General features: G+C 41.3%; 15 protein-coding genes. 10 read left to right on the top strand and 5 right to left on the bottom strand.

The window, feature by feature from the left end:
* Positions 1 to 36: 36 nt before the first annotated feature.
* The gene (gatC, locus tag F3J02_RS12385; RefSeq protein ID WP_004652310.1) at positions 37 to 354 is read right to left on the bottom strand and encodes an Asp-tRNA(Asn)/Glu-tRNA(Gln) amidotransferase subunit GatC; all 318 of its coding nucleotides are present in this window, start codon (positions 352 to 354) and stop codon (positions 37 to 39) included.
* 133 nt (positions 355 to 487) lie between these two features.
* Between gatC and F3J02_RS12380 the strand changes: the two genes are divergently transcribed.
* The 6 genes from F3J02_RS12380 to F3J02_RS12355 all read left to right on the top strand — a co-directional run bounded on the left by F3J02_RS12380 (position 488) and on the right by F3J02_RS12355 (position 5256).
* Positions 488 to 1528, top strand: a complete 1041-nt coding sequence (locus tag F3J02_RS12380; RefSeq protein ID WP_004652309.1) for a rod shape-determining protein — start codon at positions 488 to 490, stop codon at positions 1526 to 1528.
* A 17-nt stretch (positions 1529 to 1545) separates the two neighbouring features.
* A complete protein-coding gene (gene mreC / locus F3J02_RS12375; protein ID WP_004802987.1) occupies positions 1546 to 2403 on the top strand; it encodes a rod shape-determining protein MreC in 858 nt (285 codons plus the stop codon).
* Entirely contained in the window at positions 2390 to 2881 is a 492-nt protein-coding gene (mreD, locus tag F3J02_RS12370) for a rod shape-determining protein MreD (RefSeq protein WP_167249708.1), read from the top strand. Before mreC ends, mreD begins: the two co-directional genes overlap by 14 nt.
* The gene (locus F3J02_RS12365) at positions 2869 to 3429 is read left to right on the top strand and encodes a Maf-like protein (RefSeq protein WP_167249706.1); all 561 of its coding nucleotides are present in this window, start codon (positions 2869 to 2871) and stop codon (positions 3427 to 3429) included. Before mreD ends, F3J02_RS12365 begins: the two co-directional genes overlap by 13 nt.
* 63 nt (positions 3430 to 3492) lie before the next feature.
* Entirely contained in the window at positions 3493 to 4947 is a 1455-nt protein-coding gene (rng, locus tag F3J02_RS12360; protein WP_167249704.1) for a ribonuclease G, read from the top strand.
* Between the two features lie 135 nt (positions 4948 to 5082).
* Positions 5083 to 5256: a PA1571 family protein gene (locus F3J02_RS12355; RefSeq protein WP_125318358.1), complete on the top strand. Its 174-nt coding sequence runs from the start codon at positions 5083 to 5085 to the stop codon at positions 5254 to 5256.
* A gap of 36 nt (positions 5257 to 5292) precedes the next feature.
* On the opposite strand, the gene F3J02_RS12350 is transcribed toward F3J02_RS12355, so the two are convergent.
* Together F3J02_RS12350 and F3J02_RS12345 are read right to left on the bottom strand one after the other, a co-directional pair.
* A complete protein-coding gene (locus tag F3J02_RS12350; protein ID WP_167249702.1) occupies positions 5293 to 6678 on the bottom strand; it encodes a WS/DGAT/MGAT family O-acyltransferase in 1386 nt (461 codons plus the stop codon).
* Positions 6679 to 6861: 183 nt separating this feature from the next.
* Positions 6862 to 7482: a phosphoadenosine phosphosulfate reductase family protein gene (locus F3J02_RS12345; RefSeq protein ID WP_005192766.1), complete on the bottom strand. Its 621-nt coding sequence runs from the start codon at positions 7480 to 7482 to the stop codon at positions 6862 to 6864.
* Between the two features lie 208 nt (positions 7483 to 7690).
* On the opposite strand from F3J02_RS12345, the gene thrH reads away from it, so the two are divergent.
* Positions 7691 to 8308: a bifunctional phosphoserine phosphatase/homoserine phosphotransferase ThrH gene (gene thrH / locus F3J02_RS12340; protein WP_004652299.1), complete on the top strand. Its 618-nt coding sequence runs from the start codon at positions 7691 to 7693 to the stop codon at positions 8306 to 8308.
* A gap of 88 nt (positions 8309 to 8396) precedes the next feature.
* Here thrH and F3J02_RS12335 read toward each other — a convergent pair whose 3' ends face one another.
* Both F3J02_RS12335 and F3J02_RS12330 read right to left on the bottom strand, forming a co-directional pair.
* Positions 8397 to 9626, bottom strand: coding sequence for an OmpP1/FadL family transporter (locus F3J02_RS12335; RefSeq protein ID WP_167249700.1), 1230 nt, complete (start codon positions 9624 to 9626; stop codon positions 8397 to 8399).
* Between the two features lie 252 nt (positions 9627 to 9878).
* Positions 9879 to 11321 (bottom strand): OmpP1/FadL family transporter, encoded by a 1443-nt coding sequence (locus F3J02_RS12330; protein ID WP_167249698.1) that lies wholly within the window; start codon positions 11319 to 11321, stop codon positions 9879 to 9881.
* Positions 11322 to 11808: 487 nt separating this feature from the next.
* On the opposite strand from F3J02_RS12330, the gene kdpA reads away from it, so the two are divergent.
* Genes kdpA through kdpC form a run of 3 tightly spaced genes read left to right on the top strand, consistent with a single transcriptional unit; the run spans position 11809 to position 16180 of the window.
* Positions 11809 to 13506 carry a potassium-transporting ATPase subunit KdpA gene (gene kdpA, locus F3J02_RS12325; protein ID WP_167249696.1) on the top strand — a complete coding sequence of 566 codons (1698 nt, stop codon included), beginning with the start codon at positions 11809 to 11811 and terminating at the stop codon, positions 13504 to 13506.
* Positions 13507 to 13522: 16 nt separating this feature from the next.
* Positions 13523 to 15535: a potassium-transporting ATPase subunit KdpB gene (gene kdpB / locus F3J02_RS12320; protein ID WP_167249694.1), complete on the top strand. Its 2013-nt coding sequence runs from the start codon at positions 13523 to 13525 to the stop codon at positions 15533 to 15535.
* A gap of 9 nt (positions 15536 to 15544) precedes the next feature.
* On the top strand, positions 15545 to 16180 hold the full coding sequence (kdpC, locus tag F3J02_RS12315; protein ID WP_167249692.1) for a potassium-transporting ATPase subunit KdpC: 636 nt from the start codon (positions 15545 to 15547) through the stop codon (positions 16178 to 16180).
* Positions 16181 to 16185: the final 5 nt, after the last annotated feature.

Raw genomic sequence — 16185 nt, 5'->3', positions numbered from 1 at the left:
ATTCTAAATATAAAATATTGACTAATTGAATAAATCTTATTCAATTACGCGAGGTACGAGGTACAAACCTGCTTCTGTAGCAGGCGCGACCGCTTGATATTCATCACGATGGTTGCTTTCAGTCACAACGTCAGCGCGTAAGGGTTGCGGGTTGTCAAATGGGCTCTTTAAAGGCTCAACATCATCGGTATTAATGCCTTTCAAGCTTTCCATCATGCCAAGGATTTTATTTAAACTTTGAGCATATTCAGCAGATTGCGTGTCATTGAGAGATAAACGTGCAAGGTGTGCAATTTGCGAGACCGTTTGCGCATTTAAGTCTGTTGTCTGCTGAGCATCTGATGATGTAGACATAACTTTACCTAATTCAGTATTAAAAAATTTCAAAATATCGTGCGTTATAATAAGCGATTGACTTGTTCAAATCATCACATTTAGTTAAAGTTGCCACCTTGTATTCACACAAAGTTTAATTGAGAACGCCCCCGTGATTCTAAAACGACTAATTGGCTTGTTTTCGCCGGATTTAGCCATTGATTTAGGTACTGCAAATACACTTATTTATGCACCAGGCCGTGGCATTATATTAAATGAACCAACTGTTGTGGCAATTCGCCATAGTGGTTCACAAAAAATTGTTGCCGCTGTAGGTATTGATGCTAAACAAATGTTAGGCCGTACACCAGCGAATATTTCAGCAATTCGTCCGATGAAAGACGGTGTGATTGCTGATTTTGAAGTCACTGAGACCATGTTGAATCAGTTCATTGGCAAAGTGCATGAAAAGCGTTTATTCCCGCCAGCACCGCGTGTTGTGGTCTGTGTACCTTGTAAATCGACATTGGTTGAGCGTCGTGCGATTCGCGAGGCTGTATTTAATGCAGGTGCGCGTGATGTACGTTTAATCGAAGAGCCAATGGCTGCTGCAATTGGTGCGGGTATGCCTGTTGAGCAAGCATGTGGTTCGATGGTTGTTGATGTTGGTGGTGGTACCACTGAAATTGCAATCATTTCATTACAGGGTTGTGTCTACGCTGATTCTTTACGTATCGGTGGTGATGTATTTGATGAGCAAATCATCAATTATGTGCGTAAAGCACACGGTTGTGTGATCGGGGAAACAACAGCCGAAGTCATTAAAAAAGAAGTGGGTATGGCTGTTGCTGATGGCAAGACCCTAGAGATCGAAGTTCGCGGTCGTAACTTGGCTGAGGGTGTACCTCGCGCGATTACGGTGACTTCTGATGAAATTACCCAGGCCATTTCTGATCCGTTACAAAGCATTGTCAGTGCGGTTAAATCTGCACTAGAGCAAACGCCTCCTGAATTATCTTCGGATATTGCTGAGCGCGGTATTGTGTTGACAGGCGGTGGTGCATTGTTGCGTAACCTTGATAAATTGCTTGCGCAAGAAACAGGTTTGCCAGTAATTGTTGCAGATGATCCTTTAACTTGTGTCACTCGTGGTGGCGGTAAAGTATTAGAGTTCTTTGACAATCCAAACCACGACATGCTTTTCGTTGGTTAAATCATAAGGACTAGGCGGTGCAACCGAATCTTTTTTCAAGACAACCGCCATCTTTTCGCTCATTTGTTATTGCGGTAATTACATGTTTGGTGGTGCTTTTCTTTGATTGGCGCATGCCTTATGTAATTCAACCTGCAAGGGATGTCTTGTACGCCGCGTATAATCCAATTTATGCGCTGGCAAGCTATCCTGTACTGTCGCGAGAATGGCTTAACCAACAAACCAAATCTGAAGCGCAATTGCGCCGTGAAAACACGGCAATGCAAGCTGAACTATTACAAGCACAAGTCCGCCTCCAAAAACTTTCAGAACTTTCTGCGGAAAATAACCGTTTAAGAGGGCTTTTGGATACGCCGTTAATTATTGATGGACGTATGCAAATTGCGGAGGTGATAGGGACTGATGCTGATCCATTACGCCATATTATTATCATTAACCGTGGTTCAGTGGATCATTTAAGTGCGGGACAAACTGTTCTAGATGATAAGGGGATTATGGGGCAGATCATTAATGTCTATCCGCATAGTGCTCGTATCATGTTGCTGTCTGATAAGGAGCACTCATTATCTGTGCGTTTAGAACGTACTGGTATGCGTGCGATCATTTCAGGTACTGGCGATTTGGGTCAACTCAAAATGGAATATGTGCCAACCAGCGCCAATATTCAGGTTGGGGATAAAGTCTTTAGTTCAGGTTTAGGCGAACATTTCCCAGCAGGTTATTTAGTGGGAACTGTGTCTAAAGTCAGTCGTCATACTTCAGGTGAGTTTGCTGAAATTGATGTCACACCAGCGGCTCAATTGGCAAGTGGTCATCATGTCGTGGTGCTGTTTTCAGAATCCTTAGCGCAGGAGCAACCGTATGCCGATCGCTAAGCTCAATTATGAGAAACGCAAAGATCCGCTGTGGATGATTATTCTATCCATCGTGATTGGTTCTGTACTGATGGTTTATCCAATGGCCTATGAGGCCTCAGGTTGGCGACCATCCATCATGCTCATGATTATGCTGTTCTGGATTCTGTATCAACCTGTATGGTGTGGTGTCTGGTTTGCATTTGGTATGGGGCTTTTTGCCGATTTACTGTTGGATGCACCTTTTGGCTTAAATGCACTCAGTTTTGTTGTGATCAGTTTTGGTATTCGCTATTTAATCCGTGAACGTCGTATTCTGACGTTTGGTAATTCATGGGTTATCGCAGTGATTGCGGTTGTTGCACATATTACATTTTTGTGGATTAGCCAGACCATTGCAGGAACACATTTTTCGATTGCGCGCCATTGGCAGCCCGTTGTGACAAGTGTACTGGCATGGCCATTGGTTTATTATTGCTTACATAAATGGCGCATATAATTCTCGCATCAAGCTCGCCTCGTCGGCAGGAGCTATTACAGCAATTGGGTTTGGACTTTGAGATTTATAGTCCAGATGTCGATGAGACGGTGCATGATGGAGAGGCTGTTGAGCATTATGTTGAACGTTTGGCGCGAGAGAAGGCACAGGTCGTTTTAAATAAATATGCTGACGCAATTGTGATTGCGGCAGATACCAGTTTAAGTTTTGCTGGGCAGATCATTGGGAAGCCAGAGTCAAAGCAACATGCTTTTTCCATCTGGTCGATGCTTTCAGGGCAATGGCATGATGTCTATTCTGGAATTTGTGTTGCAAGTTCTGCTCAGATATTAAGTACAGTGGTAAGAACGCAAGTTGAGTTACAACAACTCAGTCATGCGGAAATGGAAAAATATTGGGCAACAGGCGAACCTGTAGGCAAAGCAGGTGCTTATGCAATACAGGGAATTGCAGCACAATATATTCCACAGATTCGAGGCAGTTATAGTAATGTCGTCGGTTTGCCTTTGCATGAGATTGCACAGTTATTAGAAAGCGTTAAAACCTAAGTATTTCAATACAGGGAACGACACTTTCGGTTATAAGAATTTTTATAAAGTTTTGAGTTTGTTATGGCAGAAGAGTTGCTGATTAACGTCACGCCGATGGAATGTCGTGTGGCATTGATTGAAAATGGTACGGTCAATGAATTATTCGTTGAGCGAACTGTAAAACGTGGGTTAGTGGGTAATATCTACAAGGGTAAAGTAGTGCGTGTACTGCCGGGTATGCAAGCTGCCTTTGTCGATATTGGTTTGTCTCGAACCGCTTTTTTGCATATTAACGATATGGTGTGGTCGCGTTCGCAGCCAACCCCAAACGTTTTTGAGCTGTTACATCCGGGGCAGATGCTCACTGTCCAAGTTATGAAAGATATGTTGGGTACCAAAGGCGCTCGTCTAAGTACTGATCTTTCTATCCCATCGCGTTATCTCGTTCTCATGCCTTATGGCAATCACATTGGTGTGTCACAGCGAATTGAGTCTGAAGAGGAACGAGACCGCCTACGTAGCATTATTGAACATATTCAAGCAGAACATAATTTGCCGGGTAGTGTCATTGTTCGTACTGCGGCAGAAGGTGTAGATGAAGCTGCGATTGCACAAGATATGTGTTATCTCAGTAAACTTTGGGAATTCATTCAGCGCAAACAAAAAGAAGCAGCTACTGCTGAACTGATCTTTGAGGAACTCCCGTTACCGCAACGTATCATCAGAGATTTAGCCAGTGATGAAACGGCGAAGATCTATGTCGATTCACGTGAGATTCATGGCAAGCTCAGCGAGTTTGTCGATGAGTTTGTTCCCACGATTCAAAATCGCTTAATTCATTATCCTGGTGAAAAGCCACTTTTCGATTTGTATAACGTCGAAGAAGATATTCAAAAAGCGTTGCAGACCCGTGTCGCACTCAAGTCTGGCGGCTATCTGATGATTGATCAGACTGAAGCGATGACCACGATTGATGTCAATACAGGCTCATATGTGGGTGGTCGCAGTTTAGAAGACACGGTCTTTAAAACCAATATGGAAGCAACTCAAGTGATCGCAAGACAACTGCGTCTGCGTAATTTGGGTGGTATTCTGATTATTGATTTTATCGACATGCAAGAAGCTGAGCATCGTGAAGAAGTGATGCGTCAGTTTGAACGAATGCTGGAACGTGATCATGCAAAAACTAAAATTACCCAAGTTTCGGAGTTGGGTTTAGTTGAAATGACACGTAAACGGACCCGTGAATCATTGGAGCATTTGCTTTGTGAATCATGTCCGACCTGCCAAGGGCGGGGCTATGTGAAGACAGCAGAGACAGTATGTTACGAGATATTTCGAGAAGTCATGCGTTATGCACGTGCATTTGATTCCAAGGGTGGCTTTACTGTCGTTGCTCATCCAGCTGTGATAGATCGGCTATTAACAGCAGAAGCCCCAGCTGTCGCGGATTTAGAACATTTTGTGAATCGTGTGATTAAATTCCAAGTGGAAAATCTATATACGCAAGAGCAATACGATATCATTTTGACCTAAAGTTGTAACAAGATTTCGCTTAATCCTTGTTACAACTGAAATTTTACTTTCTATCATGAATTTTAAATACTAGAACCATAGAATGAGCCATAGGTACTTTTCGGTGCCTTAGCAAATAATATGAGGTATCTAATTATGAATGTAAGTGAAAGATTAGTAAGTCACGGTTTTAAGCATGTATTAGACAGTAATCCTGTAAACACATGTTATATGGTAGATAGCCAAGGTAAAGAAGTTCAGATTACTACGGCAATGATTCGTTCAGCCTGCCATCAGCTTTTACAGCGTTGTCGCACAATTAAAAAATAAGGGGCTAACGAAAGCCCCTTAATTTTTTCTCTACAATTAATTCGCAACTTTCTGTTGAGGCAAGTTTTGAATGGCTTGTTCAAAACGTTGAATTTCTTCTTCTAAATGGGTCAATAGGTTTTGCATTTTAGGCAAAGCATTCCGACATGCAATCAAGCCCACTTCCAGTTTATCTAAATAACTGGTCATCGTGATATTCAGTGCCTGTCCATCCATCACGATTGATGCAGGGTAGAGCGCATCTAATTTGGCACCATTCCAGTAGAGGGGTTCACGCGGACCGGGTACGTTTGAGATGACAAGGTTAAATGCCTGACGTTTAGGTAGCATGCCTGATGCAATGTTTAAACCAGCTGGGCCATACACAACCGCACTATAATTCAGAATTTCATTGGCAGTCATACGGCTAAAACGCTGTTTTGAGTTCTGTACGCTACGACGAATGATTTCCAGACGTTCAATAGGGTCTTCGATATGGGTCGCAAGATTCGCCAAAATCATGGTAATACGATTGCTGACATCAGAATCATCGGTACGCAGTGATGCAGGAACCATTGCAATTAAAGGTTTTTTTGGCAAGCTATTATGACTGATCAGATACTCACGTAAAGCACCTGAGCATACCGCTAGAATCACATCATTGAGCGTTACACCCAAAGATTTGGCAATATGACGGAAACGACCGAGTTCAAAAGATTGTGCTGCAAAGCGACGTGAAGAGCTGACGCGCTGATTCAGAATTGAAGGAGGCGCCTGAAATGTTGATACATAATCAGGATTTTTACCAATCTCTTTAAAGATGGTTTGTGACAGTTCATGCATGACCTTAGGTGCAACTTCAAGCTGAGATTTAATCCCTTCCATCACACCTTTAATTTTACTCACCGTTGGTGGCTTAGGTGCTTTCAAACGCTTGGTTCGTTTTCCTTCCACACACCATAACGGTACGACATGCTTTTCATTTGGATCTTGAGACAGTGATTTTTCAATCAGACGCATACCTGCAACTCCATCCACCATCGCATGGTGAATTTTGAAGTACATGGCAAAACGGTTACCTTCAATTCCTTCAATGATGTCACAGGTCCAAAGTGGTTTGGCACGATCAATCAAAGAGCTATGCTGTTGTGAAATATACACCAGTAGTTCACGGATACGCCCTGGATTTGGTAGCGCGATATGGCGGAAATGATGGTCTAGATCAAACTCACTGTCTTCTCCCCAAAACAAACCATTCAATTGATTGTTAAATGGTGGAACAGGGATACTTTTTGATTGGCGAATTTCATTGACTAGATCGTGCACAAACGTAGGTGAAGCATTCTCTGGAAGCTCGAATAAAAACAATCCACCTACATGCATAGGTTGTTGTCTTTTCTCTAGCGAGAGAAAGATAAAATCAATTGGGTGTAGTGGGCGCATAGCAGACCTAGCCTCTCATCGCATTTTTTCTAAGATACTCTCATGGAGCTCTTATTAGAATTATTGGAACCGTTCTGCGCAGTATATACTGTTTGTTCTGGTTAAAATATGACTTTAGACAAGCGAGTCATAAAAAACAAAACCACTGACGAATCAGTGGTTTTGTTTTAATGGAATAGAGATTTAGTGGTTTAGATGCAAACCGCATTCGCGATGCTCTTCACCTTTTGTCGGATCAAAATAATCTTCATTATCAGGTAAATTATGTTTTTGCATATATTCCCAGAGGTCTTTTGAAGTCCATTTCAATAATGGCGCAACCTTGATAAGACCATCTGGATTAATGCTCACAGGGTCCATTTCAGCACGAACAGCGGTATCTGTTGCACGTAATGCCGTAAACCAAACTTTGGGTGCGGTTTCTCGTAATGCGCGCTCAAAAGGTTCTAATTTTACTTCAGCAGTAAAAGCTTCATGCTTTGGATCATCCAATGCTGGAACGGTGCCTTCCAGTGCTTCACGATGTGCACGTGAACGTTTTGGCAAATAAGTCAGAAGATTAAGATTCAACAGTTTTGTAATCTCATCAACATACTTATAGGTTGTTTCGGTGTTGTAGCCATTATCCATCCATACCACTTGGATATCAGGTTTGACACGGGTCAACATATGTAAAATGACAGCTTCAAATGGACGAAAATTAGTTGTCACAATAGCTTTTTCATTTAAGCTTAATGCCCATTCAACTAGTTTTTCAGCATCATTGCCAAATTCTGTATTGATTTGATCCAAGTTTAAAGTCATAACGCGTTGCCTTTTATGATCATCGGTCTTTATCGTATACACGACACACTACGCCATATAGTAATGTAATTATGCCGAGTCGGATATGACCATCAAGCAAATTCTTATTCAAAAAATCTATGGTTAGAGTATGAAAAAAGGGCGATTCTTGAACAGCTCTCCATGCTAAACTAGCGCAATTTTTAACACATAGGATAGTTGGATAAGCATGGAAATCGTATGTCTAGATCTTGAAGGGGTTTTGGTTCCAGAAATTTGGATCAACTTTGCAAAAAAAACAGGGATTAAAGAACTTGAAGCAACTACACGTGATATTCCAGATTACGATGTACTCATGACTCAACGTCTGAATATCTTGAAACAGCATGGTTTAGGCTTAAATGATATTCAAGCTGTGATTGCTGATATGGGACCTTTTGAAGGGGCTAAAGAGTTTGTTGAGTGGGTGCGTACTCATTTTCAATTGATTATTTTATCTGATACTTTTTATGAGTTTGCTCATCCACTCATGAAGCAATTGGGATGGCCAACGATTTTCTGTCACAAGCTTGAAACTGATGAAAACGGTATGATTACCGCATATAAATTGCGCCAACCTGATCAAAAGCGTCAGGCGGTAAAAGCATTGCATGGTTTAAACTTCCGCGTCATCGCGGCAGGTGACTCTTATAACGATACGACTATGCTTGGCGAAGCTGATCATGGTTTCTTGTTTGATGCGCCAGCAAATGTGATTGCTGAGTTTCCACAATTCCCACCATTACATGGTTATGAAGCGTTAAAACAGGCGATTCGTTCTGTATCACAACGTGATATTCCAGAGTAATTAATCCTCCCCAGCCCTCCTTTAGAAAAGGAGGGGGCTTTTTCACCTTGCGCCACTTCAGTCGTGGCTCAGGGTGAGGGGAGATTTCTTAGAATTTATAACCAATCTTTAAACCATAAGCGATGGCATCATTATTTTCAAATTCAGCGACATAACCAGGTGTATTGAATTGTGAACCTGACTGTGCTTTGGCATCGCCGAGCCAGAAGTATTTTACTCCACCCGTAATAAAGGTTGCAGGCGTCGGGCTATATTGAACACCGATACCGACATTCCAATAGCCTTCTGTTGGACCTAATGTCGTCACAGGATTACCTGCGCCAGAGTCCCAACCCACAGATAAATTACCTGCCCATTGATCATTCAGTTTACGGCCAACACCTGCAGTCACTGAATATTGATCTTCGGTATAGGCAACCAGATCAAAACCGTCTTTTTTACCTGTTGAAGCAACGATTGGAGGGAGAGTCGAAGCTGCACCAAATTTATATGGACGAATGGCAAAGTCTTTCCAGTTCACCCAACGTAAATTCGCAAAGGCAACCGTGTTTTCCATAATCCCTGTTTGGAAATCAAGATTAACCGATTGAGGGGTGGTGATTTCAGTGGTGCCTTCTGAATGATTAATTTTATTTAAAATTGCATCAAAACCCGCATTGCCTGTCATGCCTGCAATGCCATGCGTTTCATAGGCATTCATTTCGTGCTTGATCTTGGCACGATAAGTTAATGAAGCCTTGAGTGCAATTTCAGGAATTTGATAGGCAACACCAGCTAACCAACCTACAGCTTCATCTTTACCCGTTTTAAAATCATAACCACTATAGGCACTATAGCTTTGGCCGCGTAATAATACAGTGCTGTCTAAGGTTTGATAAACCGCACCCGCATAGAGGTTCCAGTTTTGTGTTGGTTGATAACCAAACAGTAAGTTTAAGTTTTCAGTATCAACTGTAACCGATGTACCGCCTTTAAATGGAACAGGGCGACTTTCGATAAAGTTACTTTTACCTGTATATTCTGCATCTGCCCCATAAGGCTGGTCATAAATAAGACCAATCGAGAATTTATCCGTTGCTTGAATTTTTAGGGCAGCATTTGGCGAGTAGTAATGATTCGCCATATTCCCTGTATTGTTTTGAGATATGTCCTTACCTGATACATTGGGATCAAGAACTGTGATACCTGCTTCAAAATAATTATTTGGCTGTAGGAACGCTGCAATTGATTGGCCAGAGCGATCCAATGCTGCGGCAAATGTTGTCGTTGTTGGAACTAAGCTAAGTAGAAGAGCCGTTTGAATAGCATTCAGCTTCATTAATATGTTCTCTCAAATCACTTTGTAACAGAATGGCGCGAAAAGTAACATAATTTTTATTCGCTTAAATATTTTACAAATGTCAATAAATGAACTGATGAGGTCACGAAAAATAGTTGAGCATTCAAGTTTTACCTTGGTGGTTCTAGTGTTTGAAATGAATATTAGTTATTGATCTATGATTTTGATTTTATTTATTAAAGCGCAATAAAAAAGGCCATCTGATGATGACCTTTCTTTTATAGAAACGAATTAGAAACGGTAACCAATTTTCATACCATAAGCGATTGCTTTGTTATCTTGGAAGTCTGCAACATAGTCATTACCACCTGCTTGAGCACCTGTTTGCGCTTTAGCATCGCCTAACCAGAAGTATTTCACACCACCTGAGATAAAGGTTGCAGGAGTAGGGCTATATTGAACACCTACACCAACATTCCAGTAACCTTCTGTTGGACCTAAAGTTGTTACAGGGTTGCCTGCACCAGAATCCCAACCTACAGAAACGTTACCAGCCCATTGGTCATTGAGTTTACGACCAACACCAGCATTTACAGACCATTGGTCATCAGAATATTCAACTAAGTTGAAACCATTTGGACGACCAACTAAACCACCAACTTGTTGTGATAAAACACCAAATTTATATGGTTGGATTGAGAAATCTTTCCAGTTCACCCAACGAACATTGGCAAATGCAACGGTGTTCGCCATGATACCTGTTTGGAAATCCAAGTTAACAGATTGAGGTGTTGTGATTTTGGTTTTCTTGTCTTGTGCAAGGCCAGCAGTGAGTTTGCTTGGATCAAGTCCTAATCCACCAAGAACACTTGTTAATCCAGGGAAGCCTAACAAAGATAAGTCTTCTTTAATTTTTACGTCATGGTCGATTTCTGAACGGTAAGTTACAGACGCTTTAAGTGCGATCTCAGGAATTTGGTAAGCAGCACCTGCTAACCAGCCCACACCTGTTGTTTCTTTAATATCAGCATCATAACCATTGTAAACGCTATATGCTTCACCACGAAGGCTTACATTTCCTTTTACTGTTTGAAGTACAGGACCTGCGTAGAAGTTAAAGTTTTGATTTGGTTGGAAACCAAAAACCATAGATAAATTTTGTGTATCAACTTCAACTTGGGTACTATTTTGACCAGTACTAGAACCAAGATAGTTCTTAGCTGCATTTAATGCACCAGCCAATTGCTTAAATTGAGGCGTATTTTGTACTTGGGCTTTCGCAGCTGCAATGGTTTGTTCATTTACAGGAAGGTTTTGTGCTTGCAATGCAGCAATTGCTCTGCTTGTCACAATACCATCAATTGATTTTGCAGATAAAACACCGTCAGTTGGGCTAGATACGAATACATTGTCACCTGTATATTTTGCATCAGCACCAAATGGTTGGTCATAAAGAAGACCAAAAGAAATATTATCAGTCAGCTGTAGTTTTAATGCTGCGCTAGGGAACATGTAATCATCGCCCATATCGCCGATTTTACGTGTCGTTGATGAAGTACCCGCTTCTTGACCTTTAACTGTTGGGTCTAAAACCGAAAGACCGGCTTCAAAATAGTTGCCCGGTTGTAAAAAAGCAGACATAGATTGACCTGAACGGTCTAACGCAGCTGCAAAAACTCCAGTTGCAGGTAGCGTTGCTAAGATCATGGCAGTGCTAAGATGTTTTAGTTTCATTGTAAATCTTTCCTTGAACTTCAAGATTCTTAAGTGTTAAGAAGCTATGATCTGACAACAAAAAGTTATCTATCGTGATTGGCTATAACTTCATGTAACAAAAATACCATAATTAAAATAAGAGTAAATGTTCTAAATGAACTAAGCAGTACTAAGGATTAGATGAAAATGGATAAAAATAAATCTTAAAAAATTTATATACATATGTGTTTTTATTTGTAAAATAATGATAAATATAAATTATTATTTTAAAATAATAATCGTTTCTTTTTGCATTTTTAGAAAAAAAGTTTTTTATATGGTCAAAGATTTTTTGTAAAAAATGAGATTTATTTCTTCATATTTGATTTTTAGCTAATTTTTTAAGCATTTTAAATCTAATTCAAATAATTTACGTAAAATTTACGTTGCCCTCGTTTTTCAATATAGAGAATTTACGTCCTCAATTTCCATACTAAAGCTGACCTATTTTTAAATGGCATTTGCTATGTGGGAATTTATTTCTGTATTTATCCTTTCATTGCTGTTGGCTTACCCGCTAGGTGCTTATCTTGCGGATGTGATGCAGGCAAAACCAATGAAAAGCGACCGATTGTTTAAATGGATTGAGCAACCGATTTATGCTGTTCTAAATGTGAAGCAAGTCGGTATGAATTGGCGGCAATATCTTGCTGCTTTCCTACTCAGTAACGTTTTATTGCTGGGCGCTAGCGTTACCGTTTTAATGACTCAAGCATGGTTGCCACTGAATCCTGATCATATTCCCAATATGAACTGGGATTTGGCATTACATACCACTATTTCATTCCTAACCAATACCAACCAGCAACATTACTCAGGACAGGCTCAACTTTCTTATTTATCACAAATGACGGTAATCGTTGGGCTGCAATATTTGTCTCCAATTGTTGGGCTTGCTTTATTGGTTGCAATGTTACGAGCTTTGTTCCTGCAATCACGTCAAACAGAAGATTCAGATCAAAAGAATTGGAATCAGATTAATCTAGGTAATTATTGGATGGATATCATTCGACCATTATTTAGATTCTTCATTCCATTAGGCCTTATTTTTTCTTTGTTACTGACCTTTCAAGGTGTTCCAGCAACATTATCTGCTGGCCCGACAGCACAGGTCTTGGATCAAAGCGTAGAGTTGAAAACACAGCATATTCCGCTCGGTCCTGTTGCGCCAATGGTCGCGATTAAACAACTGGGTAGTAATGGTGGCGGCTGGTATGGGCCAAATAGCAGTGTGCCGTTAGAAAACCCAACGCCGTTATCGAATGTGATTGAGATGATTGCGATCTTACTTATTCCATTGTCAGCAGTATTTATGGTTGGACGCTTTATCCAGCGTAAGAAATTGATGTGGATGATTTTTGGCACCATGTTGTTGATGTCATTGGCTTCAACCTTATTAACCTTGTGGACTGAAAAGTCTTCGTTAATTTCAAACACAGCGTTGATGGAGGGGAAAGAGCTTCGCTTTGGTGTTGAAGCATCTGCCCTGTGGGGAAGTTTGACCACACAAGTCAATAATGGCTCGGTCAATATGATGCATGATTCAGCCTCACCACTGACAGGATTGGTTGAGCTGTGCAATATGCTGATTAATGCCATTTGGGGCGGGATTGGTTGTGGCTTATTGCAGTTCTTTATTTACCTGTTTCTTGCTGTCTTTATCGCAGGCTTGATGACAGGGCGTACCCCTGAATTGTTTGGTCGAAAAATTGAAGTCACTGAAATTAAGTTGTTAGCGCTGGTGATTTTATTACAGCCTGTGGTGATTCTTGGTTTGACTGCAATCGCAATTGCATTCCCCGCAATTACAGGGAATTCAAATCCAGCATTCCATGGGATTAGCCAAGTGTTTTATGAATATGTTTCAGCTTACGCAAACAATGGCTCTGGTTTTGAAGGTTTAGGCGATAACACCCTATGGTGGAATCTCAGTGCCAGTATCGCTTTATTAGCAGGGCGTTATAGCGTGCTAATCATTCCAGTCTTGATTGCAGTCAGTTTAGCAACCAAAGCTCAAGCAGCCGAAAGCAAAGGTTCTTTACATATTGAATCACCGACATTTGCTTTGACCTTGATCGGGATCGTGTTGATTCTCACCTTATTGCAATTCATGCCAGTGTTGGTGATTGGACCAATTGCTGACTATTTATCGATAAAAGTTTAAGTGTGGAGCAAGCACAATGAAACATTCAAATGCGACACAACAGATGGATATTTTGAATAAAGAAATTATTCAGCAAACTTTTCATAAACTGTTGCCACAATATGCTTTTAAAAATCCTGTTATGGCATGTGTCTGGGTCGGAACCGTTTTGACTATTGCGGCCACTTTGATGGGGAGTACTAGCTTAGGTTTTGGTTTATTGCTGAGCTTAATTTTATTGGTGACCGTATTATTTGCGAATTACGCAGAAGCGGTCGCAGAAGCCAAAGGTCGAGGACAAGCAGCATCATTGCGTCAGGCACGTGAAAACTTAACAGCAAATCGTATTCTAGATTTAGATGCAGTACCGAATACGATTTCTGCCAATCTACTCAAAAAAGATGATTTGGTGATTGTCAAAGCTGGTGAGATTGTTCCAGCAGATGGGGAGATTATTCAAGGTTTTGCCACCATCAATGAGTCGGCAGTTACTGGTGAGTCTGCACCTGTATTGCGTGAAGCCAACACCGATCGTTCAGGTGTGATTGGTGGTACTAAAGTTTTGTCAGATGAAATTATTATTCGGGTCAGTAATGAAGCTGGTCATAGCTTTCTAGACCGTATGATTGCCTTGGTTGAAGGTGCAAACCGTCAGAAAACACCAAATGAGATCGCGTTAAGTATTTTGCTTAATATCATGACCATTACCTTTATTGTAGTGGTGGCGACATTACCATTTATTGGCTCAATGGTGGGAATCAAAATCAGTATGGTTTTACTGATTGCGCTGCTGGTATGTTTGATTCCAACCACGATTGGGGGCTTATTACCTGCAATTGGGATCGCTGGGATGAACCGTGCTTTAAAAGCCAATGTCTTGGCTAAATCAGGGAAAGCAGTTGAGGTTGCTGGTGATATTGATGTGTTGTTGTTGGATAAAACAGGCACGATCACCTATGGCGACCGTCAGGCCACTGCTTTTTATCCATTGGCCGGTGTGACTCCAACCGAGTTACGCCAAGCAGCGATGTTAACTTCATTTGCTGACCCAACCCCTGAAGGTAAATCCGTGGTGAGTTTGGGTAAAGAAATGGGCGAGAACATTCGTGAACCTCAAGATGCCGAATTCATTCAGTTTAGTGCATCGACACGATTATCTGGGGTGGACTTGGTGACCGGACAAAAGATTCGTAAAGGTGCTGTCGATGCTATTCTTAAATTTACCAATCAAGAGATTAAAGACAACATTGAACTTAAAACTCGTGTTGAACAAATCGCCTCTAAAGGTGCGACACCACTCGTAGTGGCTTCGAATCACAGTATTTTAGGGGTAATTGAACTCTCGGATGTAATCAAACAAGGCATTAAAGAACGGTTTGCACAGTTACGTGAGATGGGCATCAAAACCATTATGGTCACAGGGGACAATCCGCTGACTGCCGCAGCAATTGCTGCTGAAGCGGGTGTAGATGATTATATTGCTGAGGCAAGACCTGAAGATAAATTGGCCTGTATTCGTAATGAACAAGCTGCAGGTAAACTGGTCGCGATGGTAGGGGATGGTACCAACGATGCTCCTGCTTTGGCTCAGGCGGATATTGGCCTAGCCATGAACTCAGGCACTCAGGCTGCGAAAGAAGCAGGCAATATGGTGGACTTAGATTCTGATCCAACTAAATTGCTTGATGTGGTCGAAATTGGGAAGCAGCAATTGATTACTCGTGGTGCATTAACCACATTCTCTTTAGCCAATGACGTTTCTAAATACTTTGTGATCTTACCTGCGCTGTTTGCAGTGGCAATTCCTGAACTTGGGGTACTGAATATTTTGAAATTGGGTAGTCCAAGCAGTGCAGTAATTTCTGCATTGATCTTTAATGCCTTGATTATTCCGATGCTGATTCCATTGGCATTAAGAGGTGTGCAGTTCAAGCCAGCGAGTGCTTTGCAATTGTTACGCCGTAATATGCTGATTTACGGTGTCGGTGGTGTGATCTTTCCGTTTATTGCGATCAAGTTAATTGACCTTATTGTGTCATTGTGGATTTAGGAGTTGGAAATGAATACTTTATTGAATCATGAGCAATTGAATCAACATGACTTGACATTATCAGGTCAAGGGCATTCGGTCTTAGGTCCTAGTCTTGGGCTGACAGCTGTGGGTTTCTTAATTGCAGGGTTGCTGTACTCTACCGTTAGTGTGTCTATTGCGCAGTTGATTTTTCCGAAGCAGGCTAATGGCAGTTTGATTGAACTGGATGGCAAAATTGTTGGTTCAAGTTTGGTGGGGCAAAACTTTGTCAGTGAACAATATTTTCATGGTCGCCCAAGTGCGGTAAGTTACAATGTCGATGGGATGGCGGGAAGTAATTTAGCGGTTTCTAATCCTGACTTACAAAAACAAATTAAGGAAAGAACAGTGCAATTTGCTCACAATAATCATGTTTCAGAGCAGCAGGTACCTAACGATATAGTCACGGCATCAGGCAGTGGGATTGATCCTGATATTTCACCTGAGAGTGCATTATTACAAGTGAAACGTGTGGCAGAACAACGTCATTTACCTGAACAGCAACTGCGAGATTTAGTGCAACAACAGACTCAGCCTGCTCAGTTCAATCTCTATGGGCAAGCTCGAGTCAACGTTTTACAGTTGAATCTAGCCTTAGATCAATTGTCGTCTACACCTCGTTAATAGAG

This window comes from Acinetobacter sp. Tr-809 (assembly GCF_011753255.1).
Taxonomy (GTDB): domain Bacteria; phylum Pseudomonadota; class Gammaproteobacteria; order Pseudomonadales; family Moraxellaceae; genus Acinetobacter.
This window is presented reverse-complemented; position numbering and strand designations above follow the sequence as displayed.